The sequence below is a fragment of the Clostridium sp. genome (assembly GCF_051656525.1).
In the GTDB taxonomy this organism is placed as follows: domain Bacteria; phylum Bacillota; class Clostridia; order Clostridiales; family Clostridiaceae; genus Clostridium.
Map to the genome: position 1 here is coordinate 1 of NZ_JBOGCC010000158.1, position 24,215 is coordinate 24,215.

The window sequence follows — 24,215 nt, forward strand, 5'->3', positions numbered from 1 at the left end:
AAAAAGATAAAATTTTTAAAAAAGTTTAAAAATATTCATAGGCAGTTCTTATTATAATTTTATTATAATAATGAAAAATGTATGGAAGAAGGATTGCAAAATGGAACTATTTAAAGGAATACTTTTAGCCACTGATATGGATGGAACACTTTTAGATGATGAAAAGAAGATATCTAAAAGAGATCTTCAAAGTATAAAATATTTTGAAGAAAATGGAGGTATATTTACTATAGCAACAGGAAGAAGTGTTGATTCAGCAAGACCATATGTTGAACAGATAGGAATTAATTTTCCTGTTGCAACTTGTTGTGGAAGTAAAATATATGATTATAGAGAGAACAAAGTTGTTGAAGAATATTTTTTAAATAAGGAAAGAAAAGAAGTTGTATATAAAATATTAGAGGACAAGCTACCTTTAGCAGTGGAAGTGTATGTTGAAGAAAAAATATATATGATGAAGCTTAATGAATATTCAAAGAGAGCTGCAATTAAACCTTGTACAAAAATTTATGATATTCCAGATAATTTAATGGAGATGGAATGGAGTAAAATTCTTTTAGCAGGAGACCCAAAATATATAGACAAGCTTGAAAAAGAGTTTTTAAATTATGGAGTAGGTGCTGGTACAAGAACAGGGAAAATATTTTTAGAAATATTGCCACTTGGGACATCTAAATTAAATGGTATAAAAATTATGATGAGAGAAGAAAATATAGAAGATTATAAAGTAGTTGTTTTAGGTGATGATATGAATGATCTTGAAATGATTGAAGGAGCAGATATTGGAATTGTCATGGCTAATGCAAATAAAAATCTACTAGCAAAAGTAGAAAATATAGAAACAGTAGTAATAGGTACAAACAACAATAATGACCCATTAACGCATGTAGTAAAAATGTTAGAGAAGGAACTTGTATATAATTAAAATAAATTTAATTTCAATAAGAGATTGGAAATAAAACCATGGACATAATGTCCATGGTTTTTTAAAATTTATTGTAAAAAATTAGATTTAAATATAAATAACATACAATTATCCAAATTATTGAAAGTAAATTTATAATAAATGAAACTAAAAATTAACAGGTTATTAAATTATTAAATTACTTTTTATGCTATAATTTCCTAGTATTTTAAATTGAAAGAAGGAATTTACAAATGAAGAAAAAATATCTTATAGGAATTATAATAGTAGTAATTATATTTATAATAATTATTTCATCAGGTAATTCATCAACAAGCACAGCTAAACAAACAACAAAACAAGCAACTAAGAGTAGTCAAACAACTAGTAGTAGTAGTTCACAAAATAGTAATTCACAGACAGCAAGTACAACAAACACCTCATCAGCAAGTTCACAAGATCAAAATGCATTAGAACAGGCAAAACAGTATTTACAAACTCAAGCAATGTCTAAAGAAGGATTATATCAACAATTAACATCACAATATGGTTCAGGATTTACAGCATCACAAGCAAAATATGCAGTTGATAATTTAACAAATGTAGATTGGAATAAAGAAGCTTTACAGGCAGCACAAGAGTATTTACAAACTCAAGCAATGTCTAAAGAAGGGCTTTATCAACAATTAATATCACAATCAGGATCACAGTTTACAGCATCACAAGCAAAATATGCAGTTGATAATTTAACAAATGTAAATTGGAATCAAGAAGCTTTAAAATGTGCAGAAGCATATTTACAAACTCAGCCAATGTCAAATAATCAATTATATCAACAATTAATATCGCAATCAGGATCACAATTTACAGCATCGCAAGCGCAGTATGCAATAAATAATTTACCAAGTAAGTAAAGTTTAATAATGAAAAATAACGTAAATCATATATATATGATTTACGTTATTTTTTTATATTTTGAGATTAGAATTATATAGTGGAGAATTATTAAATTAAAAAATATATTGACTGGGAATTTATGTATGTGTATAATGGGTGTAAAGGAATACAGGTGGATTGTTACTTTAAGAAGGCAATACCTAAATTAAAAATATCTAGGAGAAAATATGTTTAGATAGTATAGTTTTAGACTATTATTATTTAGAACAATTTATTTTGAAAAGATGTTTTTAGTTTGGGTATTTTTTATTGCCCACAGTATTAAAAATAAAAAAGGGTCGGGGGAGAATAATTATGTTTTTTAGAAAAAAGAAAATGATAGTATTAGGAGTTTTAGCAGCAGTACTTGCAGGAAATTTAACAGGGATGGATGCATTGGCAAAGGGGAGCCGTGATGAAATTGTAAATTTTAAAAACATATTAAATGTTAGTGCAGATCCAACAGAAGAAATACATGGAAGTTATTCAACTAATAAATTTAATAATTTTTCAGATATGGGGGCATGGCATGGTTATTATCAACCAAATATAAATGCTAAAGATTTATATGGAGGTTTTGCAGGACCGGTTATTATAGGTGAAGAGTATCCAGTAAATTTAGGTGATACTATAAGTAAAATTAGAATTAAGGATGCAAAAACTAATAAAGAATATGATTTAACGAAAGCAAAGGTAGATTTTGCATATTATCCAGGAAAATTAGTTCAATTATATGAGTTAGCAGATTTTGATTTGAAATTAGAGTTGATTTTTGCAACTAATAGAACAGCTTTAATAAAGACTGAAATAAAGAATAAAACTAAAAAGAATCTTGATTTAAAATTAGAATGGACAGGAAATATTTTTAGCAGATATAAATACGGAAAAACTGATATAGATTTAGGACACTCATTAAAAGCTACAGAGGACGGAGTACAGGTACAGTTTTCTGATATGAGAAATACGTTTAATTATATGTCAAGTAAAGAAAATAAGTTTACAGTAACTTATGAAGATGATGTAAAGACAACTGTTAAGGGAAAAGAGTATATATCTGAATTAGAAGATAAAGTTATAATAAAACCAGGAAAAACTTTTGACATAGCATCTACTCATACTTTTACTTTTACTAAGGATGAGTTAAAGAATGAAGATATAGAAGATATTTTAGATGATGCAGATGATTATTTTGAAGATAATACTGAAAGATGGAATGAGTATTTAGAAAAAACATTTGAAGATGGAGATTCTAAAAAGAATACAGAGTTTAAAAATGCAGCAGTTAAAAGTATGATGACTTTAACAACAAACTGGAGAAGTGCAGCTGGTGCTATAAAACATGATGGAATTGTACCATCAATGTCATATAAATGGTTTGTTGGAATGTGGGCTTGGGATTCATGGAAACAAGCTGTTGCAACAGCTAGATTTAATGGAGATCTTGCACAAAATAATATAAAAGCTTTATTTGATTATCAAATAACAGAAAATGATGAATTAAGACCTCAAGATGCAGGAACAATAATAGATGCTATTTTCTATAATAAAGATTCAGATAGAAATGGTGATGGCGGAAACTGGAATGAAAGAAACTCTAAACCAGCACTTGCAGCATGGGCAGTTTGGAATGTTTATAAAGAGACAGGAGATAAGGATTTCTTAAAAGAAATGTATCCAAAGTTAGTTGATTACCATAACTGGTGGTATACAAATAGAGACCATGATAAAAATGGTGTAGCTGAATATGGTGGAATGGTTCATAGATTACATTATAAGTATGATGACAAGGGAAATGTAATTAAAGATAAAGAAGGAAATCTTGTATTAGATGAAGATGAAATTATTTTAGCAGCTGCTTGGGAAAGTGGTATGGACAATGCAATTAGATTTGATGTAAATGATAAGAATGGAAATAGACAAGTTGAAGTTTTAGAGAATAAAGATAGTAATGGAAAAACTGTTGGATATTCTATAAACCAAGAATCAGTAGATTTAAATGCTTATTTATATGCTGAAAAAGGTTTCTTAAATTCAATGGCAAAAGAGCTTGGAAAGAAAGATGATGCTAAGAAATATGAAAAAGAAGCTAAAGATTTACAAAAGTATATAAATGAAAATATGTATGACGAAAAAACAGGTTTCTTCTATGATTTACAGTTTAAGAAAGATGGAAGCAAAAATCTTTTAGATGAAAGAGGAATGGGTCCAGAAGGATGGATACCATTATGGGCTAAAGTGGCAACTAAAAAGCAAGGAAAAGAAGTTGTAGAAAATATGATGAATACAGAAAAGTTCAATACATTAGTACCATTAGGAACTTCATCAAAAGATAATCCAGACTTTAATGCAAGCAAATATTGGAGAGGTCCAGTATGGTTAGATCAAGCTTTATATGGAGTAGAAGCATTACAAAACTACGGATATAAAAAAGAAGCAAAAGAAATGGCGACAAAATTATTCAAAAATACAGATGGAGTAATGGGAGATAAAGCAATAAGAGAAAATTATAATCCATTAACAGGTGAAGGACTTCATACAACTAACTTTAGTTGGTCAGCATCAGCATACTATTTAATGTATCAAAATACACTACAAGGAAATGAAACAACGTCGCAAGATGCATTTAAGATAACAAATAAATAAAATAAATAACCCGAATAGAATGTATCGTTCTATTTGGGTTATTTTATTTATTTTTTCTTAGATTTGCTACCAAATTTATGTTTATTACTTTTAGATTTTTATGTTAAGTTTATGTTTAATTGTACACTGTTATTAAGAAGATTTTATCTCTTATAATATGGATAAATAGAAAATTTAAAATATATTAATTATGTGTATTTTGATATAAAATAGTTGATTAAATGATAAGTAAGAGAGGTAATATAAGTGATTTTCATAAGTAAATAAAATAAGAGGTATAATACAAATAAAATTTGATAAAATTGCAAATAAATGTTAATAAAAAATCAACATAAAATTAAAAAGAGTATGTTATAATTTTCAAATGAATACATTATTCAATATGATACTTTATTAGTAAAAAAATATATGATTAGTAAATGAATATTTTTTTATATTTAAAAATAATATATTTAAATTATTATGTGTTAGTGTGTTAAGATTTTAATAATGTATGAGATTTTGTATGATTGGAGGAAGTGAATGATTAAAAGTAAGATAATTGCTGGAGTCTTAGCGGCGTCTGTAATTGGAAGTATAGCTATTATAAATGCAAAAAAAATAGATATTGATGGAAATCTTGCTTTAGCCAATAAAAGCACTACACAGTATGTTGAGAATGTAAATCAAACTTTGGCTAAAAGTAAGGGAGTCATAGATAATTTACAGGAGAAAAATCAAAGTTTACAAAATGAAGTGGAAAAGTTAAAAGGTCAAAATACTGAATTAGAAAATCAAAATGGAAATTTAGAGAAAAGCAATGCAAGTTTAAAAGAAGATGTATCAAATAAGGATAACAAAATATCTACTTTATTAAATACAATAGCTATATTAGAAGGAAAATCAAATTATAAAAATATGACAGGGCAAGAACAATCAAAAATTATTTCAACATTATTACATTATTGGGGATATAGTAAGAGAACTTCAGATGCAATTGCAGATCTTTTAAATAAGTTTAGTAAACCTTGGTGGAAAGGATATGGGACAGAACAGCAGAGCATGAATATCCAAAAAAATGGAGAAATTAGCAAACAAAATGAAGTTCAAGAAAGTCAAGGAACCAATGGACAAAATGAAGTTCAAGAAAGTCAAGGAATCAATGGACAAAATGAAGTTCAAGAAAGTCAAGGAATTAATAGACAAAATGAACTTCAAAAAAGTAAAGAAACTAATGGACAGAGTGAAGTTCAAAAAAATGGAAAATCAAATAAACAAAATGAAATGGAAAAGGAGAGTAACAAATGATAAAAGGAAAAATAATAGGTGCTGGACTTGTAGGAGTTTTAGCAGTTACAGGGATTACAATAGCAATTTTATATGCGAAAAAATATGATGGTGCAGAAAATTTAAGTAAAAATAATAAAACAATAGTTGAATTTGTTAATAATACTGAAAAGTCAATGAATTTAGCACAAGAAAAAATAACTGGTTTAAATAGTCAAATTAAACAGTTAGGAGAAACAAATAATACATTAACTAATAAGATTAATACTTTAGAAAAGACACAAACAGGCTTACAAAGTCAAATAACAGCAGATAATGAAAAGATAAATAATGATACAGCAACAATAGCAAAATTAACTAAAGAATTAAATACTGAAAAAAGTCTCAATAAAGCAGATGAAACAAAAATAGCTAGTTTAAATAGTCAAGTGAGTAAATTAAATAATGAAATAACTGGATTACAAAAAAATAAAGAAAGTCTTCAAAATGAATTAAATGCAAATTCTAAAGAAATTGCAAATTTACAAAAAGAATTACAAAGTTCAGAAGGTAATTTACAAAAAGCAAATGCGGATTTAGCAAATGCAAAAGAGGAAATTACAAAAGATAATCAAGCTATAGCGGCAGCAAATGCGAAGATTGCAGAAGAGAAAAAAGATGTAGCTAGTGCTAATTCTGAGACAGATAAATATAAATCAGCATATGAAACTGAATATAATCAAGTTAAATTGGCAAATGAACAGATAGATAAAGCTAATAGTGATGTTCAGCAATATACAAATAGTATAAATACTACAATAACTCAAGGAAATAAACAATTAGCAAGTTTTAATCAATTTTTAAATGGAGTAAATAGCTAAATATAAATAAGATATATTATTTTTAAACTCCCCCTTGTCTACTTTTAATAGATAAGGGGGAGTTTAATTTATATAATGCTTTTTATATTAAAATAATTTCTTAATTTTTAATTCTTAGAATGCTTCCATCTAATATATTTTTAACATAATGTATTATTTCTTCTGGTGGTTCTGTCATTCCTTCTTCAATCCAATTTATTAGTAGTGTAGTAAAGCTTAAACTATAGAATTTTATAAGAAAGTTTTGTTTTTCATAAGAAAGATTTACATAGTGTGGTTCTTGTTTCATTATAGGTTCTATGGATTCTAGAAGAAGTGCATTAAGGAATTTTTCTAAATATTCACGTCTTGAATATTTTATTATTGAGAAGCTTGTTTCTTTATTTGAGTAAAAATATTCAAATAACTCTAGTAAGCCTTTTTCCCAATGATTAAAATCTATGTAAGGTTCTATTTTATTTTCAATTTCAGTTTGATAGCTCCATACTAGTAAGTCATATATATCTTTAAAATGTCTATAGAAGGTACGTCTATTAAGGCCACATTCTTCTGATAACTCTTGAATTGTTATTTTATTTATTGCTTTTGTTTTCATACGATTTTTTAATGCATTAGAGAAAAGTTCTTTTGTCATATTAGAAATAGTTACACTTTGCATAAATATACCACCTTTTTAAAAATACACAATATCATTTATTTGTGACAAGTTGACACAAAATACTTAATTTGGTTATTTAAATCATATTCCTACAGATTTATAATGTCAATAAAGAACAAGTAAAAAATTAAAGAATGGAGGATGATATTATGGGTAATTATAGAAGAAATAATACAAATGTTCCTGAAGGAATTGATAAGAAAAAAGCTTATTTAGTTGGTGGTGGAATTGGATCACTTGCAGCAGCTTTTTATTTAATGAAAGATGGACATATGAAAGGTGAGAATATTACTATATTAGAGAAATCTTCTATTGAAGGTGGTTCTATGGATGGAGCTGGAAATCCTGAAAAGGGTTATGTATGTCGTGGTGGTAGAGAAATGGAAGAATTCTATGAATGTACATGGGATCTTTTTTCTAACATTCCTGCTTTAGAAAAACCTGGATTTACAGTTTTAGATGAGTTTAAAGAGTTAAATGATGGAGATCCAAATAAGTCTAACTGTAGATTAATTCATAATCGTGGTGAAAAAATTTCACTTGAGAATGTAGGGTTAGAGCCTATTCATACAAAGGAAATGATGAAATTATTTTTAGCAACAGAAAAAGAGCTTGGAAATATAACAATTGAGCAATTTTTTGACAAGACTTTTTTTGAAACTAAGTTTTGGTTCCTTTGGGCATCAATGTTTGCTTTTGAACCTTGGCACAGCGTTGTTGAAATGAAACGTTATATGCATCGTTTTATTCACGCTCTTCCAGGATTCAGCGATATGAGTTGTTTAGTTTTTCCAAAATATAATCAATATGAAACATTTATAATACCTTTAACAAATTACTTAAAAAGTAAAAATGTTAACTTCTTATATGAAGCTGAAGTTACTGATTTAGATATAGATATAAATGAAACTGAAAAAGTTGTTACTAAGATTTATTTAAATTTAAAAGGAGAAAAAACTTCAATAGATATTACTCCTAATGATATTGTAATGGTAACAAATGGTTCAATGACTGAATGTTCTGATATGGGAGATAATAAGACTGCTCCAAAATTAAGAAGAGATTTAGGTTCAGTATGGAGTCTATGGAAAAACATAGCTGCAAAAGATAAAGCATTTGGTAATCCAGATGTATTCTGTGGAGATGTAGATAAATCAAAATGGGAATCATTTACTATAACTTGTAAAGATTCTAAATTAGTAGATAAAATACGTGAATTATCAGGTAGAGAACCTCATTCAGGAAAAACAGTTACAGGTGGAGTTATAACAATGGTTGATTCAAACTGGTTACTAAGTGTGACTTGTAATAGACAACCACATTTTAGAAGTCAACCAGATGATGTAATTGTATTATGGGGAGATGGATTGTTCCCAGATAATGAAGGAAATTATATAAAGAAAAAAATGGGTGATTGTACAGGGGAAGAAGTATTAGCAGAGCTACTTTATCATTTAGGAATGGAAGATGATTTAGAAGAAGTATTGAAAACTGACAAAATTATTCCTGTTATGTTGCCATATATAACATCACAATTTATGCCAAGACTTTTAGGAGATAGACCAAAAGTTGTTCCTGATGGTTCAAAAAATTTAGCATTTTTAGGACAGTTTGCAGAAATACCGGGCGATGTTGTGTTTACAGTTGAATATTCAATCCGTTCAGCAATGATGGCTACTTATGAGTTATTAAAACTTAATAAAATACCACCAGAAATACATCCTTCACAATATGATATTCGTGCATTATCAGCTGCAATGAAAAGCTTGAATTGTGGAAGAGAAATACCAGGGGAAGGTATAGTTAAAAAACTTCTAAAAGATACTACATTAGAAGGATTAATTTAATAATAGAGATAAGCCAAGTAGAAAATTAAATCTACTTGGCTTATTTTTTATCTATTATCTATTTTTTCAGGATAAAGATCATGATTAACTAATCTATCAAAAGCAACTTTTTCCCACATAGTTCCTTTTTTACCGTAATTGCAGTAAGGGTCTATAGATATTCCACCTCTTGGTGTAAATTTTCCCCATACTTCAATATATTTAGGATCCATAAGTTTAATTAAATCTTTCATTATTATATTCATGCAGTCTTCGTGAAAATCACCATGATTTCTAAAACTGAAAAGATATAATTTTAGTGATTTACTTTCTACCATTTTTATATTTGGTACATATGAAATATATATAGTTGCAAAGTCTGGTTGACCTGTTATAGGACAAAGGCTTGTAAATTCAGGAAAGTTGAATTTAACAAAATAATCATTGTCAGGATGTTTATTATCAAAAGATTCTAAAACATCAGGGTCATATGAGTACTTATATTTAGTTCCTTGATTTCCAAGTAGAGTAATATCTTTTAATTCATCTTTCTTTCTTCCGTTTGACATTAAAAATACCTTCTTTCAAATTATTTATTTTTATATCTTTTTAAAAACTCTCTATATCCGTCACTTCTTAATTTACAAGATGGACACTCACCACAACCATCACCAATAACACCATTGTAACAAGTTAAAGTTTCATTTTTTACTAAATCTAAAACACCTAAATCATCAGCAAGTTTCCATGTATCACCTTTATCAATCCACATTAATGGAGTCATAATATCAAACTCATAATCCATAGAAAGGTTTAAAGTTACATTTAATGATTTTATGAATACATCTCTACAGTCAGGGTATCCACTAAAATCACTTTGAGACACTCCTGTTATGATATTTCCTGTTCCTCTTTGTTTTGCAAATACAGCAACAAAACTTAAGAATAAAAGGTTTCTTCCATCTACAAAACTGTTTGGAAGTTCATCTTTAGGCTTTTCTTTATCAACAGCTATATCAACTCTTGTAAGTGAGTTTGGAGCTAATTGGTTTAAAAGTGTTAAATCTAAAATATGATGTTCTACACCATGTTTAACACAAATATCTTTTGCACATTCTAATTCTTTTTTATGTTTTTGACCATAATCAAAAGAAACAGCAATAACTTCTTTAAATCTTTCTTTTGCCCAAAATAGGCAAGTAGTACTATCTTGTCCACCGCTAAAAACAACTACAGCTTTATCATTTTTCATATTAAAATCTCCTTTATAAATAAGCTTTTTATATACTAAGTAATAATTCTTGTTTTAAATTAGGGTCATTTTTAAATTTCCCTGAGAAATAATTTGTTTTTGTAAAAGCACCAGGTTTTTTTATTCCACGTGTAGTCATACAAGCATGTTCACCTTTAATAATAACTGCAACATCAGGACTTCCTGTAGCTAAGGATATGACTTCAGCAATATCTTTAGAGATTCTCTCTTGAAGTTGAAGTCTTTTAGAAACAGTTTCTGCTATTCTTGCAATCTTACTAAGCCCTATAACTTTTTCATTAGGAATGTATGCAACAGTGCATGTCATGTTATACATAAGAGCTAAATGATGTTCACAGAAGCTAAATATAGGAATATCACTTACAATAACCATTTCATTGCTAGTTCTATTTACATAATCTTCTTCAAAGCATTTGCCATGAAGTTTAGCAACTTCTTCATTAGTTAAAGTAGTTCCTTCTAAAACTTCTTTTATCATTTTAACTACACGCTTTGGAGTTTCTTTAAGTCCTTCACGGTTTGGATCTTCTCCAATAAGTTCTAAAAGTTCATGTATAAGCTCTTCAGCTCTAGTTTCTTTTTCTTTAGAGTTCCAAATATTCATAAGATTATACTCCTTTCATCATAGGGTCCCAAATTACTTTATGCATTTGAATTTGAAGTCTAATATGTTGCAATTTATTTTGAATTAAAAATTCAACAATATCTTTTGGGTCTATTTCATTAAAGATTGGACTAACAAAAATTTCAGTATTATTATTTTTTAAGTTGGTAGTATTATATATTTCAACCATTTTCTTTAAGTCAGAAATAGAACCTACTACAAACTTAACACAATCAATATTTCGTAAAATATTAAAATTATTCAAATTCATAAATTTTTCCATGTTACTTGAAGGAGATTTATAATCTACAATAAAAGAAACAGATGGGAAAAGATTTATGTATGGAACTAAATCAATAGCACCATTAGTTTCAACACTTACATTAAAACCTTCTTGTACTAATCTTTTTAAAAGAAGACTAGCATTTTCAAAATGTAAAAGTGGTTCACCACCAGTTAAAGTTACATTTTTAATTTCTCTATCTAATTTTTTTATAATTTCTTCAATGGACATATCTACACCATCATTTTTATTTAATGCATATTCAGTGTCACAATAAGAACATCTTAAATTACAGTGTGCTAAACGAATAAAGTTAGTTATATAACCACATCTATTAGCTTCACCATCAATACTTTGGAATATTTCAACTACATTCATTTAAATATTACCTCCAAAGGTTGCTGCATTATTTGGTGTTTCATAAACTGTTACATAATGAACAGAAAAGTTTTTATTCTTTACTTTTGATGATAAAAGGCTTTCCATTTCTTCAAAAAAATATTTACACATATTTTCAGCAGTACTTCTAAAAGGAACTCTAACAATTCTAAAGTTCATGTCCTCACAAGCTCTTATAAAATTTACTTCTTTTTCATCAATAGGTTCATTACCTTGAGTTAAAATTAAGGCATGATCAAAGTTGTTAAAATAATCTTTAATAATAGATTTAATATCAGAAAAATCTATAATCATTCCCTCTGAACTACCTTCATCAATTAAAGATTCAGCTTTAAGTCCATATTTAACTCTCCATCTATGGCCATGTAGATTTCTACATTTACCATTGTGGCCTTTTAAAAAGTGACTTGAGTCAAAGCTTTCTTCACATTCTAATAAATAACTCATAAAATACTATCTCCTTAGTTTTGATTAAATTTAAACCAAATAGGACTAGCTTAAAGTTGTGAAAAATAAAAAAGGCAGTATAAAAAATACCACCTTAAGTAAGACACAACAAATAAAGATATATGACATATCTAAAAATCCTAGTTTTATTTATAGACAGGATGGTTACGAACTGTCTTATTAAGTTATAAGATAATTATAAAGTTTTAAAAATAAATATTCAAGAATAAAAGTATTAAGTTTTTTTATTTTAATTGGTAAAAAATGGTATAATAAATATTATGTTATTTGTAGAGGTGATAATATGGAGTTTGAGGTTATTGAAAATAAAAAAATGATAGGGTTTATAGATGAGATAGGAAGTTATGGATTTGACTTTGAACAGGAAACAGTTTCTTCTCATTTTATTTTAAGTTGTATTGTAGTAGAAGAAGAGAAAAGAAATGATATGGAAGAAAAGATTAAAAAAATAAGAGAGAAGTATTTTTTAACTGATGAAATGAAGTTATTTGAGATAGAAGGAGATAGAAAAAAAAGATTATCTGTTTTAAATGAACTTGTAGATTTAGATTTTAAAGTATTTACGCTTATTATAGATAAAGAAAAAATATGTGAGGAAAACGGATTAAGATATAGAAATTCCTTTATAAAGTTTTTAAATGGAGCATTATATAGTGAGATAACTAATTACTATAATCAAATAGAATTATATGCAGAAGAACTTGAGGGAAAAGAATTTTTACAAGAGTTTAGATTATATCTATTAGAAAACTATGTACCTAATTTATTTGGTGAATATGATGTCTTCATAAATGAAGAAAAATCAAATGAATTAACAGGTCTTTCAAGCTTTATAGGAGAAATTTTAGAAAGTGGATTTGAAAGAAATAAATGTTCTATAGATTATAAAGAGTTTTATGAAATTATAGGAGAAAAAATATTACCAATAAGCTTATTACCAAAAGAAGCAGATAATTATATAAAAAACTTAAAGAGATATATAAGAGTTCAATATGATGAGAAAATTGCATATAAAAGCATAAGTTTAGTTCTTCAATTTATAAAAGATAATGAAAATAGTCTAGAAACAGATACAAAAATGCAAGTACTAGTTTTAAAATACCTATTAAATGTACTATTAAATTATGGTGAAAATAGATATATAAGAAGTGAGGAAATAAAAGACAATTTATTGGAAATAACAGGAAAAGATTATTCATCAAATTACTTTCAAACAAAAATAATTGCACAGTTAAGAGACTATGGAATTCTAATTGCAACAAGCAAAAAAGGATATAAAATACCAATAAGAAAAAAAGAAATAATGAGCTTTGTAAAACAATCTAGCTCTGTAATCAGACCAATGTTAAAAAGGGTTAGCATATGTAGGGAAGAAATCCTAAAAGCAACTGATAATGATATAGATATATTAGATTCAGAAGAATATAAATATCTAGCTAATATAATAAAAGAGTTATATTAAAAGTTTATTTTAAATTTATTTCTAAAATGTTCTTTTAAATTTGGTATATTAGTATATAAGTAGAAATAAAGGAAAAATTTTGAAATGATTAAAAGTGAAAATAAACCATTTATTATTTTAATGGGGTTTATTGCTATATTTTTTACTTTCGTTATTATTTTTATTTCGGTTATGATTACTCCTACTACAAATTTTAAAATTACATTAGCTAATAATGAAATAGAGGTTTCAGGAAAAAATGCTCAAAATATTTCTTTAAATGATGTAACAGAAATTAAGCTTTTAAATAAATCACCACAGATTATTTTTAATGGTGGGGGAGATGCTGGTAATAGCATAATGTATGGAAATAATTATTTAAAAGGATTAGGACTTACTACTTGTTATGTGAATGACGTTACAGGTAAAGCTATTTATATAAAAACTAATAAAATTGATGTTCAATATTTAATTTCATTAGATAATAGTAGGGAAACTGAAAAGTTATATGAAGAGTTATTAAAAGATGTTAAGAAATAGAATATTAAAATATGTCTTAATGTTAGTTAAAATAGAAATAATTTTTCAATCTGTAGTTTATGTGAAGATTGTTAGAATTCCATTGAATAGTATAAGTTTTTGTGATAAATTTAATAAAAAAGTGTATTAATATTAAAGCAGAAATGGAGGCTATGGATATGAAAAGTTATGTATATTTACAAGATTATAAAAAAATAATAATTGGAATAGCTTTAGTGTTTGTAGTAGCAATAACTGTTGGAGTAATGAGTAATATAGGTGAAGAGAAGAGTATGGAATATTCATCAATAGAAAATTTAGGAAACAATCAGGTTATGGAAAACTATTTTTGGAATGCAATTAATGTTACTACTAATGGGGTTCTTTTAGGAACAAGTAAATTAGCTGGAGCTCTTGGAAATTCTTCTGAAAGTGGTAAGATTATTAATTTAGGAAAGTTTAGAGAAATAACAAAGAAGAAGGAACTTAAGAATAATTTTAAAAGTGATTTGCAAAAGGTAGCTTTTAGTGTAATTATTTAAATTTGCCTTTATATATAAGAAACAAGCCCAATTATTGGGCTTGTTTCTTTGGTTTTATACTAAATTAATTTTAAAGTTGTGTGTTCAATATTTCAATGTTATTTTATCATTGTAGCTAATGCACCTAATAAGACACGTACATCATATTCACCTTTATAGATAGGTGTTACTTCTTTATAATCTAGTCCAAGTAATGTATAAACTGCCATTTGTGCAGAACGGACAGAGTAATCAACAGTAAAGACAGTATCATCTTTTATTTCACAGAATTGACCAACAAATCCTAAATTTAATGAAGTTTCAGGAACAACTAAAGGTCTATCTCCATAACTTCTAGTTAAGAATTGGCTAGTTATAAATGGCATTACACAAGGCTTACAGATAACTGAATCTAGAATTTCTTGAAGGTTATCTTCAAAGCCCATAAGATGACATATTTCTTCAATTATTTCTAAGCCTGTACAATCACACATTTTCTTTTTAATAAAGTTTCCCTCTTTATCAGGATGAAGTGCATATCCCCATGCTACTTGTACTTTATCAGACTGTTTCATAAAATAAGGTTGTTTAGGTAGTACTAAAGATAGAAACCAATTTGAATCTTTAAATGTGAATTCTGTTCCTGTACCACTACAAAATTCTCTAACTAAATTAAAGAATAGAGGTGTTTTACAAGTTAATGTAATAGATTCCCATAAAGATTCATTAATTCTATTTGTAAATACTTCAGGATGTCCAAATTGACTATCTTTTTTAGCAATATTTTCCCAAAGGTTCCAAGAGCCATCAGAATCTTTTGTATTAATTATTGGAGAAGTTATATTATCTCCAACAGAGAAGCCGGCAGTCATTGAACCATTGGTAACAAGAACTAAGTCTGTTTCTTTTATAAGTAAAACTTTTTCTTTATTATCTTGGATATATTTTATAGCTTTAACAGCTTTTTTATTATTGATTGTAGTAAATTCTAAGTCTATAACTTTAGAGTTCATACTAAAATTAACATGTTCTGATTCTAAATATTTGATTATAGGAAGTATTATAGAATCAAATTGAATATATTTAGAGTGTCTAACCCCTGCTAAGTCAGTAACATGAGGAAATTCATGCATAAATCTATGAAGATAACGTTTGAATTCTACAGCACTATGCCAAGGTTGAAATGCGAAAGTAGTTGCCCACATATACCAGAAATTTGTAGTAAAGAATTGAGGAGTGAAACATTCACATATTCTTTTTGTACCCAAAAGTTCTTCTGGTTTCATAATCATTCCCGCTAATGCTAATTGATCAGCTTTTGAAAGTTCAAAAGATAAGACATCGATCTTTTCAGCATTATTACCTATAAGTCTTACAGCAGAGCGATTAAACTTAGTTTCTTTATTAAACTTGTTAAAATCGTCTAAAAGAGTCATATTCTCTTCTTCAATAGAAGGAACTCTTGATAGTAAGTCATAAGTGCAAGCATAAGCTTCTTTATCAAACATTCTAGCTCCATGTGCTATATAACCTTCTTCATCATTTCCAGCACCATCCATACTTCCACCTAGACAATTTAATTGCTCAAAAATTGTAATATTACTAGGAGGAACATGACCTTCTTGAATGAAGTATACTGCACTAGCGAGAGTTGCAATACCGCCACCAATTAAATAAATTTTTCTGTCATTAACTGAAATATTATTCATAAAAAACACCTCTTAATTTATTATTTTGGTATAAATCTTAGTACATTTTAACGACAAATATTGTAATTTACATAATTTAATTATATACCTTTTTTTCAATAAAAATAATAAAAAGGAAAAGTTTACATAAAATTTTTTAAACATTTACATAATAAATAAATTTTAAAGAGAAATCATGATAAACTTTAAAGTAAGAGGAATTTTAGGGCTTTAATTGGATTGGAGTTGTTTTGTATGAAGTTTTTTAAAGAGTTGACGCTATTTCAGAAGATATTTTTTATATTTTTTTTGATTGCTAGTTTAGTAGTATTCTTATTACCTTTAGTATTAACAAAGGCTAGTATGAAAACAGTGCTTGAGCCTTTAAGTATACTTGGTTTTTTTTCAATTATATGTGGAATTTTTGTTTCTATTTATACAGCAAAGGCAAGACCAATAGCGTATGTGTGGTGGTGGGGAAGTACTCTTGCTATGGCTGTCATTTGTTTTTGTAATGGACTATATGGACAGTTTATTCAAAATTTATTTTTTACACTACCAATACAAATTTATGGTTTTTTTGCTTGGGAGAAGAATCTAAAGAAATCATCGGAGCTAGAAATTAAAAAAATGAAATTAAAAAATTGGACAATACTTGGTATTTTAATAATTTTATGTTGGATTGGATATGGATTATTTTTAAAATACTTACCAATGGTATTATTAAATACATTTAATATTCATATGAAAGTAGATCCACAAATAGTTCTTGATGCATTTACAGCAATGACAGCGATAATAGCATCAGTTTTAACAGATTTAAGATTTATTGAGCAATGGTACTTTTGGATTGTTTATAATGTAGTTGCAATAATAACATTTATTATTCAATTAACTCATGCAAACTTTGGAGATATGTCTATGTTTATAGCTAGTTTATCTAATACTGTAAATTTAACACAATATGCAATAGGAGTTATTTATGGTTATATTCTTTGGAGAAAAGAGTACAAATTAGAACAAAAAAATAAATAGAGATTAAAATGGAAAGGAACGGTGAAATATTTCTTTAAAACAAAATTAGTTAGAACAAAGTTAAAAGGTCAGGTGCAAACAATATAATTAAAGAGATAACACCAGAAGAAAATAGTGTAGTAGCATAAAAAAGAAGCTTAATAGAGTCCATTCTATTAAGCTTCTTTTGATATACTATTTATCTTTTTTCTTTTTGTTTTTACTTAATAATTCATCTTGAATTTCCTCAAGTGATTTTCCATGTGTTTCAGGAACAAAGCGCATTACGAATGGAATTGCAAGGAAGGAGAATATTGCAAAGATTCCAAATGGTCCTCCAACATTATTATGGAAAAGTGCAAGGATAACTAAGAAGAATTGAGCTACTATAAAGTTACCAAGCCAGTTTGCAGCTGATCCGAATGAAGCACCAACTCCACGAACACTTAGTGGGAATATTTCTCCAATAAGTACCCAAGCGATAGGTCCCCATGAAACTGCAAATCCGAATATATATATTGCAATAAGAACTATTGTAAATACTGCTGCGGATTCTATGTTTATTGTATAGTTTATAACTGATAATATGGCTAATGAAATACCCATTACAATTGCACCAGCAATAAGTAATTTCTTACGTGGGAATTTGTCCATAATTACTGTTGCAACTATTGTTGATAAGAAGTTGACTACACCAATACCTACAGAAATCCAAATAGCAGAACTAGCTGAGAAATGGAATCCTTTTATGAAAACTTGAGGTAAGTAGTAAATAACTGAGTTAATACCAACTAATTGTTGGAATAACATTATTCCAATAGCAGCTATAAGTGCAGGTCTTGCAATCTTGAATAATTCTTTAACTCCACCTTTTTGAATCTCACTATTAGCTTTTTGAATTTCATTAAGCTCACTTTGTACTTCATCAGAAGTATAATTAGGTCTTAAATTAGTTAAAATAGCATGTGATTTATCAACTTTACCCATACGTACAAGGTAACGTGGTGATTCAGGAAGAACAATACTACCAATAAATAATGCAAGTGCAGGTAATAATGCAGATAATAACATCCATCTCCAATCAGTAAATCCTAAAAGATTGTGATTAAGGAAACCAATATTAGCAATATATGCAAGTAATATACCAGCTGTAATCATAAGTTGGAAAAGTGTTTCTAAAGAACCACGTCTCTCTTTAGGAGCAAGTTCAGCTAAGTAAGCTGGAGTTAATGCAGAAGCAGAACCAACTGCTAATCCTAAAATAATTCTTGCAATTACAATGCAAATAAAGTTTGGAGAGAATGCTGATAAAGCTGATCCTCCAATAAAAAGAATTGAGGCAATAAATAATAAAACTTTACGCCCATATTTATCTGATAAACCTCCAACAGATAATGCACCAATACATGATCCAATAAGAACTGCTGAAGTAACAAAACTAAGTTCTGAAACTGATAAATGTAATGATTTTGCTATAAGTGGTGATGCACCAGAAATGATACCAGTATCGAATCCGAATAATAATCCACCTAATGCTCCGATAATAAAAATAAAATTGCTGCTTAAAGAGCTACTTTTTGTAGACATAATATCTACTCCTTTCTTCATATGTAGTATATTTTTTGCCGTATATAAACGTTATCAATATGTATAACTGTTTGGAAACGATTTCTGATTTTATTATATAAGCAAAGTTATTATTAAACAAGAGAAATGGGTAAATGTTTTCATAATTAATATTAAAGCAATATAATTAACATTTTACTAATTTTAAAGGGATTAAATTGAAAATATAGAGATAGTTCCTTTAAATGTTTAAAAACTCTAACTATATTAAAAGTTAGAGTTTTATATTTAAAACTTAGGGAATGCTGAGATAATTTTATTATCATCAGTAAGATACATTTCTATTTCCATTCCATTTGGAGCAGTACCTATATAAATATTATTATGAAGGTGACGTCTATTACTATAGGCATCATTAATATAATCAATTACTTCCTGTGGTGAAAGAGAATTAGGGAAGAAAGTTGAATATGAGCCATCATCAGATTTTAATTCACCATCAATAGATGCTTTAGCTTTATAAACACCATATTGATTTGTATTTGACTTAGTAGATACAATAACATGACTATTAGCACCTTTAATATTTGCATAATGAAATCCTTCAGCACATCCATTAGAGTCTATTTTACCTAAGAAAATATGATCAATAGCACTAGGTAAAAAATTAGATGTATGTTTTAAACTATTTAAAGTATTTAAAGTATATGTACTATTAGAACTTTGAGAATCCTTAACTGTAGAAGAGTCTTTAGAAAATATCTTAAATCCAATAAAAAGAATAACAAGAATAATAATTATGATTATTAATTTTTTCAAGAAACTCACATCCTTTCTAAAACTATTATATAAAATAATAAAGAAAATAGAGTTATATTTTTATTAAGGTAAGGTAAAATTAGAAAAAAGATTTTAAAAAGGTAATAAATTTTCAAAAAATGAATATAAATAAAACATAGAAATAAAAAAATGAAAATAAATTTTCAAAAGAATTTAAAAAATAGATAATTATTAAATGGAATAAATCATAAAAAGGGGAGGATGATGAATATGATGTTAGATAGAGTTAAGGGTGGACTTATTGTATCTTGTCAAGCTTTAGAGAATGAGCCATTGCATAGTTCCTATATTATGGGACGAATGGCTGTTGCAGCTTTAGAGGGAGGAGCAGTTGGGATAAGAGCACAAGGAAAGGATGATATTTTAGAGATTAAGAAGAATGTAGACTTACCTATAGTTGGAATTGTGAAAAGGAATTATGATGATTCTGAAATTTATATAACTCCAACTAAAACTGAAGTTATTGAACTTTTAAGTATAGGTTGTGAAATGATAGCTCTTGATTGTACAAATAGAAAGAGACCTTTTGATGAAAATGTAAAAGATTTAATAGATTTAATTCATGAAAATGGAAAGCTTGTTATGGCAGATATTTCTATTTATGAAGAAGGAATGCAGGCTTATGAAAATGGTGTGGATTGTATTTCTACTACATTATCAGGGTATACAAGTTATTCAAGACAGGAAAGTGGAGTAGATTTTGAACTTATAAAAAGATTAAGTAAAGATGTAGACATTCCTGTTATAGCAGAGGGAAGAATTCATACTACAGAAGCTCTAAAAAAGGTTTATGAATGTGGTGCTTTTTCAGCAGTTGTTGGTGGTGCAATTACGAGACCACAGGAAATTACTAAGAGATTTGTAGATGTTTTAAAAGAGTAAAAATTAATAAAAAATAGATTAGATTAATGGAGGAAAAGGAAATGAGAGGAATTTATTCAGCACTATTAGTATCTTTTGATAAAGAAGGGAATTTAAATGAGAGAGGGCTTAGAGAAATTGTAAGACATAATATAGATGTTTGTAAAGTTGATGGTCTTTATGTTGGTGGAAGTACAGGGGAAAACTTTATGTTGTCTACTAATGAGAAAAAGAGAATATTTGAAATTGTAAAAGACGAAGCAAAAAGTGAAGTTAAGATTATAGCACAAGTTGGTTCAGTAAATTTAAAAGAGGCTGTAGAACTTGCAAAGTTTGCAACAGACTTAGGGTATGATGCATTATCAGCAGTTACACCATTTTATTATAAATTTGATTTTGAAGAAATAAAGGATTATTATAACACAATAATAGATTCAGTAGATAATAAAATGATAATTTATTCAATTCCATTTTTAACAGGAGTGAATATGTCTTTAGATCAGTTTGGAGAGCTTTTTTTAAATGAAAAAATTATAGGTGTTAAATTTACAGCAGCAGACTTTTATCTTTTAGAAAGGATGAGAAAAAAATTTCCAGAAAAGCTTATATATGCAGGATTTGATGAAATGCTGCTACCAGCTACAGTTCTAGGTGTTGATGGCGCTATAGGTTCAACGTTTAATGTAAATGGAATAAGAGCAAGACAGATATTTGAACTTGGAAATGAAGGAAAGATTAAAGAAGCAAGAGAAATACAACATATAACTAATGATTGTATAACAGATATTTTAAATAATGGATTATATCAAACATTAAAAGGATTATTAGAAGAAGCTGGAGTTAATGCAGGATACTGTAGAAAACCTATGAAAGAAACTACAGAAGAAAAAAGGGTAGAAGTTAGGAGAATTTACGAGAAGTATTTTAAGTAAAAATTTCAGGTAGGACAAGAGCGTCTCTACCTGATTTATTATTATGTGGAGGGGTATTATGAGAAATTTTATTGGGATAGATATTGGAGGAACAAGTATAAAATTTGCAGTAGTCAGTGAGGAGTTTGAAATTCTTGAAAAAGGAAAAATAGAGACTAGAAAGACTAATACTGAAAATTTTATTTTAGAAGATATAAAAGGGATTGTACGGGAGTTAATAAAAAGATATGATATTGAAGGAATTGGGGTTTCTACAGCTGGGGTTGTTGATGTGATTTTAGGAAAGATTATTTATGCAGGTAAGACTATTCCAGGATATATAGGAACTGAAATAAAGAAGACACTTGAAGAAGAGTTTAAGATTAAAGTAGAAGTTGAAAATGATGTTAATTCTGCGGCTATTGGTGAAGTTATTAAAGGGACTGGAAAGGGAAGCAGTTCTACTTTTATGATTACTGTAGGAACAGGAATTGGAGGAGCTTTTTTAATTGAGGATAAAATATTTTATGGTGCTTCCAATAATGCAGGTGAAATTGGATATATGAAAGTTGATGGGAAAGATATTCAAGATATTGCATCAACTACTGCATTAGTTAATAATGTGAATGAGAAACTTAGTGTAAATTTAGATGGAGTTAAAATTTTTAATTTAGCAGAGCAAGGAAATATTGTTTGTATAGAAGAAATTGATAGAGTACTAAGATTGATAGCGAAGCTTATTGAGAATATAATTTATATAATAAATCCTGAAACTATAATTTTAGGAGGAGGAATAATGGAAAGAAAAAAATATATTGAACCTAAAATTAAAAAATTTATAAAAGAAGTAGTGCCGGTGAAGTTTTTAGAGAAGACAAGAATAGAAATAGCCAACTTAGGGAATGATGCTGGAGTAATTGGTGCTGTAAGTAGGGTGATATAAGAAGAGAAGTAGTGGAAAGATAGAATCCACTGCTTTTTGTTTTGATGTTTATAAGGAACAATTAGAATAAAAGCAAATAATATATATTAAGAAGAGATTGAAAGGAGAAAGGTGATGTTTAAAGGGAAAATATTTTATTATGAAGATATTATATTTATTTTTTTTGAAGATAATATGGAAAAGTTAGGAAGTAGCAGCATCTTTCTAAGTAAGAATTATAGTTTTATAGATAGTGTGAAAAATAAGATTTCTTTAATGGATATAGTGGAGGAGATATTTTTTTGTAGTTTAGAATATGGTAAAAACTATGTTTCTTTTAAAGTGAAAAGAGAGTATAAGAGGATATTAAAGACACATAAATTAAGATTTGGAGATATATTATTAAAGGAAGTAAAGTATATAACTAAGAAAGATGGTGAGATTTATGATTTATGTGGTTTATATGATATTGAATTAAATGATAAAAATTTAGAATTAAAAGATTTTGAGATTAATTTTATAGATTCTTTGTGTATAAGTTTGATTTCAAAAGATGAGATACCAATAAAAAATTTAAGTAAGGATGATTTCATTTTTGAATCAAATGGATATTTTAAGGAGATTGATTATATAAGGAAAAATAAGTTGAATGATTATACAGTAATATTTAAAGAAGAAATTGTAGATAGTGCAAAAGATAAGTTAGTTTTGAAAACTAGAAGTATTGTAAAGGAATCAGTAGATGCTTTAGGTCGATGTTTAAAAGGAGAATCTATGGCTTTGATTAGTAATAAATGTAATCCTAACATCAAAAATATAAGTTTAGTAAGTTTATCAGAAAATAGGATAGCTTTAAAGCTTCTTTTTGATGTAGATATTTTAAGGTATTCATCAAATGACTTCTCTTTAAAGTTTAAAGATGAAAAAGTTTTAGCTAAGGGCGAGGAAAGATATTTAGGAAAAGGAAAAGAGATGATCTTAGAAATTGAGAATATTAGTGGAGTGGATATTGAAAACCCTGATATTTATATTAGAACAGAAGAGATAAAAAATTTTTATACTATTGGATATAATAAAACGCAGATAAAGAGGTTTGAGTTTAAGAAGATAGAAAGCTTATATGGAAAGGATGCAGTATTAAAGCTTGGTTTAGATAGTATTCTAAGAGTAATGTTTGGAGCTTATTTAAAACAATTAGATAATAAAAGTGTAGAGTATTTAATTAAAATAGAAGAGGAGAAAATTATACTAGAAAATAAGGAGTATGGAAGTATAACTTTTTATTATGAAGAGGATATAGAAATAGCTAATATAGTAGAAGCTAGACTAGAAGGGATAGCGAGAATTTATAAGAATACATTAGAAGTTGTTTGGAGTGGACAAATTATAGAAAAGTTCAAGGGATTTGTATATGTAGATTATATTATAGGAGAAAAGATAGAAAGTGAAAGTGAAGTAGTTGGAATAAGGAATTATGCAATAGCTGTAGAGATAGAAGAAGAATTTGAAGAGATAATATATTCTAAGGCAGATAATTTTGGGGAGAATTGGATTCTTGAAGGAAAATTAATGAGTAAGCCGGTAGTTATTGAAATAGATAATAGCGTTGAATATAGATATTATGGAAATTTATTAAAAAGAACACAGTTTGATGAGGAATTGAAATTTATATATGTATATAAAGAAGAAGGAAATTTAGAGGTAGATGTAGATATATATAATTTTCAATGTAATAACGTAATAGTAGATATAGATGATAATATAAAAATAAATTTTATAGAATCTAATATAAAAAGTATGATTAAACTTTAG

23 protein-coding genes are annotated in these 24,215 nt (G+C 27.5%); 14 read left to right on the plus strand and 9 right to left on the minus strand.

Going from position 1 to position 24,215, the window contains the following annotated elements:
- Positions 1 to 100: 100 nt before the first annotated feature.
- The 5 genes from ACRDDY_RS07990 to ACRDDY_RS08010 all read left to right on the plus strand — a co-directional run bounded on the left by ACRDDY_RS07990 (position 101) and on the right by ACRDDY_RS08010 (position 6,609).
- A complete protein-coding gene (locus ACRDDY_RS07990) occupies positions 101 to 925 on the plus strand; it encodes a Cof-type HAD-IIB family hydrolase (RefSeq protein ID WP_438564424.1) in 825 nt (274 codons plus the stop codon).
- Between the two features lie 233 nt (positions 926 to 1,158).
- Positions 1,159 to 1,818, plus strand: coding sequence for an Ltp family lipoprotein (locus tag ACRDDY_RS07995; RefSeq protein WP_438564425.1), 660 nt, complete (start codon positions 1,159 to 1,161; stop codon positions 1,816 to 1,818).
- A gap of 337 nt (positions 1,819 to 2,155) precedes the next feature.
- On the plus strand, positions 2,156 to 4,483 hold the full coding sequence (gene ygjK, locus ACRDDY_RS08000) for an alpha-glucosidase (protein ID WP_438564426.1): 2,328 nt from the start codon (positions 2,156 to 2,158) through the stop codon (positions 4,481 to 4,483).
- A 522-nt stretch (positions 4,484 to 5,005) separates the two neighbouring features.
- Positions 5,006 to 5,770, plus strand: a complete 765-nt coding sequence (locus tag ACRDDY_RS08005; protein ID WP_438564427.1) for a hypothetical protein — start codon at positions 5,006 to 5,008, stop codon at positions 5,768 to 5,770.
- Entirely contained in the window at positions 5,767 to 6,609 is an 843-nt protein-coding gene (locus tag ACRDDY_RS08010; protein WP_438564428.1) for a hypothetical protein, read from the plus strand. The genes ACRDDY_RS08005 and ACRDDY_RS08010 overlap by 4 nt, the downstream gene beginning before the upstream one ends.
- Before the next feature lie 100 nt (positions 6,610 to 6,709).
- Here ACRDDY_RS08010 and ACRDDY_RS08015 read toward each other — a convergent pair whose 3' ends face one another.
- On the minus strand, positions 6,710 to 7,267 hold the full coding sequence (locus tag ACRDDY_RS08015; RefSeq protein ID WP_438564429.1) for a TetR/AcrR family transcriptional regulator: 558 nt from the start codon (positions 7,265 to 7,267) through the stop codon (positions 6,710 to 6,712).
- A 149-nt stretch (positions 7,268 to 7,416) separates the two neighbouring features.
- Here ACRDDY_RS08015 and ACRDDY_RS08020 point away from each other — a divergent pair, with 149 nt between their 5' ends.
- Positions 7,417 to 9,114: an oleate hydratase gene (locus ACRDDY_RS08020; protein ID WP_438564430.1), complete on the plus strand. Its 1,698-nt coding sequence runs from the start codon at positions 7,417 to 7,419 to the stop codon at positions 9,112 to 9,114.
- Between the two features lie 47 nt (positions 9,115 to 9,161).
- Here ACRDDY_RS08020 and queF read toward each other — a convergent pair whose 3' ends face one another.
- The 5 genes from queF to ACRDDY_RS08045 are packed head-to-tail and all read right to left on the minus strand — an operon-like array spanning position 9,162 to position 12,099.
- Positions 9,162 to 9,662: a preQ(1) synthase gene (gene queF / locus ACRDDY_RS08025; protein ID WP_438564431.1), complete on the minus strand. Its 501-nt coding sequence runs from the start codon at positions 9,660 to 9,662 to the stop codon at positions 9,162 to 9,164.
- A gap of 20 nt (positions 9,663 to 9,682) precedes the next feature.
- Positions 9,683 to 10,345 (minus strand): 7-cyano-7-deazaguanine synthase QueC, encoded by a 663-nt coding sequence (gene queC, locus ACRDDY_RS08030; protein WP_438564432.1) that lies wholly within the window; start codon positions 10,343 to 10,345, stop codon positions 9,683 to 9,685.
- Between the two features lie 28 nt (positions 10,346 to 10,373).
- Positions 10,374 to 10,970, minus strand: coding sequence for a GTP cyclohydrolase I FolE (folE, locus tag ACRDDY_RS08035; protein WP_438564433.1), 597 nt, complete (start codon positions 10,968 to 10,970; stop codon positions 10,374 to 10,376).
- 4 nt (positions 10,971 to 10,974) lie between these two features.
- On the minus strand, positions 10,975 to 11,631 hold the full coding sequence (gene queE / locus ACRDDY_RS08040; protein ID WP_438564434.1) for a putative 7-carboxy-7-deazaguanine synthase QueE: 657 nt from the start codon (positions 11,629 to 11,631) through the stop codon (positions 10,975 to 10,977).
- Positions 11,632 to 12,099, minus strand: a complete 468-nt coding sequence (locus ACRDDY_RS08045; protein WP_438564435.1) for a 6-pyruvoyl trahydropterin synthase family protein — start codon at positions 12,097 to 12,099, stop codon at positions 11,632 to 11,634. It abuts the gene before it with no gap.
- Positions 12,100 to 12,403: 304 nt separating this feature from the next.
- Between ACRDDY_RS08045 and ACRDDY_RS08050 the strand changes: the two genes are divergently transcribed.
- The 3 genes from ACRDDY_RS08050 (at position 12,404) to ACRDDY_RS08060 (ending at position 14,622) form a co-directional block, all read left to right on the plus strand.
- Entirely contained in the window at positions 12,404 to 13,582 is a 1,179-nt protein-coding gene (locus ACRDDY_RS08050) for a hypothetical protein (protein WP_438564436.1), read from the plus strand.
- 84 nt (positions 13,583 to 13,666) lie between these two features.
- Positions 13,667 to 14,101: a PH domain-containing protein gene (locus tag ACRDDY_RS08055; protein WP_438564437.1), complete on the plus strand. Its 435-nt coding sequence runs from the start codon at positions 13,667 to 13,669 to the stop codon at positions 14,099 to 14,101.
- 158 nt (positions 14,102 to 14,259) lie between these two features.
- Positions 14,260 to 14,622, plus strand: a complete 363-nt coding sequence (locus ACRDDY_RS08060) for a hypothetical protein (RefSeq protein ID WP_438564438.1) — start codon at positions 14,260 to 14,262, stop codon at positions 14,620 to 14,622.
- Positions 14,623 to 14,720: 98 nt separating this feature from the next.
- Here the strand turns inward: ACRDDY_RS08060 and ACRDDY_RS08065 are convergent, their stop codons facing one another.
- Positions 14,721 to 16,310 carry an oleate hydratase gene (locus tag ACRDDY_RS08065; protein ID WP_438564439.1) on the minus strand — a complete coding sequence of 530 codons (1,590 nt, stop codon included), beginning with the start codon at positions 16,308 to 16,310 and terminating at the stop codon, positions 14,721 to 14,723.
- 234 nt (positions 16,311 to 16,544) lie between these two features.
- Here ACRDDY_RS08065 and pnuC point away from each other — a divergent pair, with 234 nt between their 5' ends.
- Positions 16,545 to 17,324 carry a nicotinamide riboside transporter PnuC gene (pnuC, locus tag ACRDDY_RS08070; RefSeq protein ID WP_438564440.1) on the plus strand — a complete coding sequence of 260 codons (780 nt, stop codon included), beginning with the start codon at positions 16,545 to 16,547 and terminating at the stop codon, positions 17,322 to 17,324.
- 174 nt (positions 17,325 to 17,498) lie between these two features.
- Here pnuC and ACRDDY_RS08075 read toward each other — a convergent pair whose 3' ends face one another.
- Positions 17,499 to 18,911, minus strand: a complete 1,413-nt coding sequence (locus ACRDDY_RS08075; RefSeq protein WP_438564441.1) for a sugar porter family MFS transporter — start codon at positions 18,909 to 18,911, stop codon at positions 17,499 to 17,501.
- Positions 18,912 to 19,157: 246 nt separating this feature from the next.
- On the minus strand, positions 19,158 to 19,688 hold the full coding sequence (locus ACRDDY_RS08080; RefSeq protein ID WP_438564442.1) for an EndoU domain-containing protein: 531 nt from the start codon (positions 19,686 to 19,688) through the stop codon (positions 19,158 to 19,160).
- A gap of 234 nt (positions 19,689 to 19,922) precedes the next feature.
- On the opposite strand from ACRDDY_RS08080, the gene ACRDDY_RS08085 reads away from it, so the two are divergent.
- The 4 genes from ACRDDY_RS08085 (at position 19,923) to ACRDDY_RS08100 (ending at position 24,215) form a co-directional block, all read left to right on the plus strand.
- On the plus strand, positions 19,923 to 20,591 hold the full coding sequence (locus ACRDDY_RS08085; RefSeq protein WP_438564459.1) for an N-acetylmannosamine-6-phosphate 2-epimerase: 669 nt from the start codon (positions 19,923 to 19,925) through the stop codon (positions 20,589 to 20,591).
- 41 nt (positions 20,592 to 20,632) lie between these two features.
- Positions 20,633 to 21,502 carry an N-acetylneuraminate lyase gene (locus ACRDDY_RS08090; protein WP_438564443.1) on the plus strand — a complete coding sequence of 290 codons (870 nt, stop codon included), beginning with the start codon at positions 20,633 to 20,635 and terminating at the stop codon, positions 21,500 to 21,502.
- Positions 21,503 to 21,560: 58 nt separating this feature from the next.
- Positions 21,561 to 22,424, plus strand: coding sequence for an ROK family protein (locus ACRDDY_RS08095; RefSeq protein ID WP_438564444.1), 864 nt, complete (start codon positions 21,561 to 21,563; stop codon positions 22,422 to 22,424).
- A 114-nt stretch (positions 22,425 to 22,538) separates the two neighbouring features.
- A complete protein-coding gene (locus tag ACRDDY_RS08100) occupies positions 22,539 to 24,215 on the plus strand; it encodes a hypothetical protein (RefSeq protein ID WP_438564445.1) in 1,677 nt (558 codons plus the stop codon).

Excerpts from the sequence above, each read along its gene's own strand:
- ACRDDY_RS08055 (WP_438564437.1), top strand. The coding sequence starts at position 13,667 with ATGATTAAAAGTGAAAATAAACCATTTATTATTTTAATGGGGTTTATT.
- ACRDDY_RS07995 (WP_438564425.1), top strand. The coding sequence starts at position 1,159 with ATGAAGAAAAAATATCTTATAGGAATTATAATAGTAGTAATTATATTT.
- ygjK (WP_438564426.1), top strand. The coding sequence starts at position 2,156 with ATGTTTTTTAGAAAAAAGAAAATGATAGTATTAGGAGTTTTAGCAGCA.
- ACRDDY_RS08045 (WP_438564435.1), bottom strand. The coding sequence starts at position 12,099 with ATGAGTTATTTATTAGAATGTGAAGAAAGCTTTGACTCAAGTCACTTT.
- queF (WP_438564431.1), bottom strand. The coding sequence starts at position 9,662 with ATGTCAAACGGAAGAAAGAAAGATGAATTAAAAGATATTACTCTACTT.
- queE (WP_438564434.1), bottom strand. The coding sequence starts at position 11,631 with ATGAATGTAGTTGAAATATTCCAAAGTATTGATGGTGAAGCTAATAGA.
- ACRDDY_RS08005 (WP_438564427.1), top strand. The coding sequence starts at position 5,006 with ATGATTAAAAGTAAGATAATTGCTGGAGTCTTAGCGGCGTCTGTAATT.
- ACRDDY_RS08050 (WP_438564436.1), top strand. The coding sequence starts at position 12,404 with ATGGAGTTTGAGGTTATTGAAAATAAAAAAATGATAGGGTTTATAGAT.
- ACRDDY_RS07990 (WP_438564424.1), top strand. The coding sequence starts at position 101 with ATGGAACTATTTAAAGGAATACTTTTAGCCACTGATATGGATGGAACA.
- ACRDDY_RS08095 (WP_438564444.1), top strand. The coding sequence starts at position 21,561 with ATGAGAAATTTTATTGGGATAGATATTGGAGGAACAAGTATAAAATTT.
- pnuC (WP_438564440.1), top strand. The coding sequence starts at position 16,545 with ATGAAGTTTTTTAAAGAGTTGACGCTATTTCAGAAGATATTTTTTATA.
- queC (WP_438564432.1), bottom strand. The coding sequence starts at position 10,345 with ATGAAAAATGATAAAGCTGTAGTTGTTTTTAGCGGTGGACAAGATAGT.
- folE (WP_438564433.1), bottom strand. The coding sequence starts at position 10,970 with ATGAATATTTGGAACTCTAAAGAAAAAGAAACTAGAGCTGAAGAGCTT.
- ACRDDY_RS08090 (WP_438564443.1), top strand. The coding sequence starts at position 20,633 with ATGAGAGGAATTTATTCAGCACTATTAGTATCTTTTGATAAAGAAGGG.
- ACRDDY_RS08060 (WP_438564438.1), top strand. The coding sequence starts at position 14,260 with ATGAAAAGTTATGTATATTTACAAGATTATAAAAAAATAATAATTGGA.
- ACRDDY_RS08020 (WP_438564430.1), top strand. The coding sequence starts at position 7,417 with ATGGGTAATTATAGAAGAAATAATACAAATGTTCCTGAAGGAATTGAT.
- ACRDDY_RS08100 (WP_438564445.1), top strand. The coding sequence starts at position 22,539 with ATGTTTAAAGGGAAAATATTTTATTATGAAGATATTATATTTATTTTT.
- ACRDDY_RS08015 (WP_438564429.1), bottom strand. The coding sequence starts at position 7,267 with ATGCAAAGTGTAACTATTTCTAATATGACAAAAGAACTTTTCTCTAAT.
- ACRDDY_RS08065 (WP_438564439.1), bottom strand. The coding sequence starts at position 16,310 with ATGAATAATATTTCAGTTAATGACAGAAAAATTTATTTAATTGGTGGC.
- ACRDDY_RS08010 (WP_438564428.1), top strand. The coding sequence starts at position 5,767 with ATGATAAAAGGAAAAATAATAGGTGCTGGACTTGTAGGAGTTTTAGCA.
- ACRDDY_RS08085 (WP_438564459.1), top strand. The coding sequence starts at position 19,923 with ATGTTAGATAGAGTTAAGGGTGGACTTATTGTATCTTGTCAAGCTTTA.
- ACRDDY_RS08075 (WP_438564441.1), bottom strand. The coding sequence starts at position 18,911 with ATGAAGAAAGGAGTAGATATTATGTCTACAAAAAGTAGCTCTTTAAGC.